Annotated in this window: 3 protein-coding genes and 1 pseudogene; 3 read left to right on the top strand and 1 reads right to left on the bottom strand. The window is 56.0% G+C overall.

Annotated elements, in window-relative coordinates; genetic code table 11:
- Window positions 1–611 (bottom strand): alanine--glyoxylate aminotransferase family protein (locus tag CW742_RS10955; protein ID WP_292420326.1); only part of this gene is annotated, 611 nt, incomplete at its 3' end.
- A gap of 55 nt (window positions 612–666) precedes the next feature.
- Here CW742_RS10955 and purE point away from each other — a divergent pair.
- The 3 genes and pseudogenes from purE to CW742_RS10940 all read left to right on the top strand — a co-directional run.
- Window positions 667–1,056 carry a 5-(carboxyamino)imidazole ribonucleotide mutase gene (gene purE / locus CW742_RS10950; protein ID WP_292420324.1) on the top strand — a complete coding sequence of 130 codons (390 nt, stop codon included), beginning with the start codon at window positions 667–669 and terminating at the stop codon, window positions 1,054–1,056.
- A 125-nt stretch (window positions 1,057–1,181) separates the two neighbouring features.
- The gene (locus tag CW742_RS10945; RefSeq protein ID WP_292420322.1) at window positions 1,182–1,481 is read left to right on the top strand and encodes a hypothetical protein; all 300 of its coding nucleotides are present in this window, start codon (window positions 1,182–1,184) and stop codon (window positions 1,479–1,481) included.
- Between the two features lie 231 nt (window positions 1,482–1,712).
- A pseudogene (locus CW742_RS10940) lies at window positions 1,713–2,246 on the top strand (S-layer protein); the annotation flags it as partial.

The following is a 2,246-nucleotide window of genomic DNA, read 5'->3' as shown; positions in this document are numbered from 1 at the left end:
GCCTTCGGGCTCACCGAGACCATGGCAAGGCCGGCGGGTGCGGCAAAGCACTTCTGCGAGCCGGTGAGGGCAATGTCAACGCCCCACTTGTCTGCCTCGACAACATCGCCACCAATCGAGGTGATGCCGTCCATGATGAAGAGGGCGTCGTGCTTCTTGCAGAGCCTGCCGATCTCTTCTGCCGGGTTCTTGATACCGGCTGAAGTCTCGTTGTGGACCAGCGTGACGACCTGTGCGCCGGCCTCGAGCTGCGCCTTCAGGGCCTCGAAGTTGACCGGGGTGCCCCACTCGGATTTTATCTCGTGGGCCTTGCCGTAGCGCTGGCTGATCTTATAGAGCCGCTCGCCGAATTTGCCGTTGACGATACAGGCGATCTCCTTGTCGCGTCCGACATTCGAGATCGCGGCTTCCATCCCGGCCGTGCCGGAACCGCTGATGACAAAAAGATCGTTTGCGGTACCAAACGTGGTCTTGAGGACCCTCACGCAGTCGGCATACGCGGCACCGAACTCGGCGCTGCGGTGGTTTATTGCCTGGCGTGCCATCGCGAACCTGACCCGTTCCGGGATCGGCACGGGCCCTGGCATCATCAGGAGTAGTTCTTTTTCCATGTGGATCTGCTCATAGTATTTTAAGAAAGACGCAATATAAGTTTGGATAGCGATTATGGCAGACGTTGCGATTGTATCCGGCTCCGCTTCCGATGCGGCGATCACCGACAAGGTGAAAAAAGTCCTTGATGCGAATGGGATCTCCTACGACGCACAGGTCCTTTCGGCACACCGCGATCCCGACAAACTGGACGTGTACATCAAATCGAGCAATGTGAAGATCTTCATCGCGATCGCCGGGCTTTCCGCAGCGCTTCCCGGCGTCATCGCATCGAAGACCGACAAGCCGGTCATCGGCGTCCCGGTCAGCGGGACCTTAAACGGCATGGACGCCCTGCTCTCCATCGCCCAGATGCCAAAAGGCGTCCCGGTTGCTACCGTTGGCGTGGACAATGGCGACAATGCCGCGTGGCTCGCGATCCGGATCCTGAAGCTGGTGAAATAACCACTCACCCTGCCCGGAGCACGAAAAGAGGGGGAAAAAACCCCGGCAGACAACGACTCCTGAGAGCCGTTTCAAGTTTCTTTTATACTGACAACCACAAATCACAGTAGTATAGGGATGACTTTATGACAGGTTCACTACAAACCCCGTTTGCCCGGCTCGTGCTCTTCATGATCTTTCTGTCGGTTGCCGGAAGTGTTGTTGCCGGCGTATATTATTTCGCTGCTGTCCAGCCGGACCAGAAGACAGATCACACCCCGATAAACCGGGTATGCGATTACAACAAATGTATTATGTGGGCAAAGGAGCTGGAGAAGACGAATGGGGGAAGGTTTTGCGTTACCTGTCCGAACGTATACACAAGCCTAGAATTCGCCTGCGAACGCGACCCGTGCGCTTATTTAATCGCTTATGAAAATGACTGATCGGTAAAACCGGGCGTTGGTGTGGACAACACGGCATGGCTCGCGGTGCGGCTGCTGAACCTTTCAAAAAAATAACGTATCAAAACTTATTCTGTTTTTTGCCGTTTCTTTCGTCCCGCCTTTTTCCCGTGCGGGCACAGACATATTCCCATGACAGCGTGGATATGGCAGGGTCACAATCCTTATAGCATATCCCGCCCGATGTCCGTATACTACGGAGATACGGCCCTCATGCAACGTATTCGCTACCTGGTTCTCCTGCTGATCCTGCTTATTTTCATTTTCACAGTACCTGCCAGTGCGGAAAATCCCACGGTTATGGTCGCCGATTATACCATATCGCCTCCGGTCCTGCAGCCGGGCGATGTCGGCACGATCACCGCGATCATCCGGAACACCGCATCATCGGCCAGCCTCAAAGAGAATACGGGGATCCTGACAGGAGGGACGTTTGAGAATACCCGGAGTATCGACATCGGCGTCAACATCGAGAGTATACGGCTTGAGACAACCGAGATGGAGGTCATCTCCGGGAACTACAAGCGGGTTGGCGTCATCGGGCCCGGCCAGTCCATCCCTATCACCTTCCTGGTCCGGGCGCCGGCACGGGATGGTATCTATTTCCCGGAGATCCGTATTGACGTGACCGGCGGCCAGAGCGTGCGCCAGCCGGTGCCGGTCAATGTCAACACCCAGATCGCACTCTTAAAAAAACCTGCCCTCACGGTCCTGAAGACCGTCCCCGACGGGGTAAGCCCCGGTGAT

The sequence above is a fragment of the Methanoregula sp. genome (assembly GCF_002835825.1).
Classification (GTDB): domain Archaea; phylum Halobacteriota; class Methanomicrobia; order Methanomicrobiales; family Methanospirillaceae; genus Methanoregula.
The sequence above is the reverse complement of the archived record's forward strand: the minus strand, read 5'-3'. Positions and strand labels throughout refer to the sequence as shown.

Excerpts from the sequence above, each read along its gene's own strand:
- purE (WP_292420324.1), top strand. The coding sequence starts at position 667 with ATGGCAGACGTTGCGATTGTATCCGGCTCCGCTTCCGATGCGGCGATC.
- CW742_RS10945 (WP_292420322.1), top strand. The coding sequence starts at position 1,182 with ATGACAGGTTCACTACAAACCCCGTTTGCCCGGCTCGTGCTCTTCATG.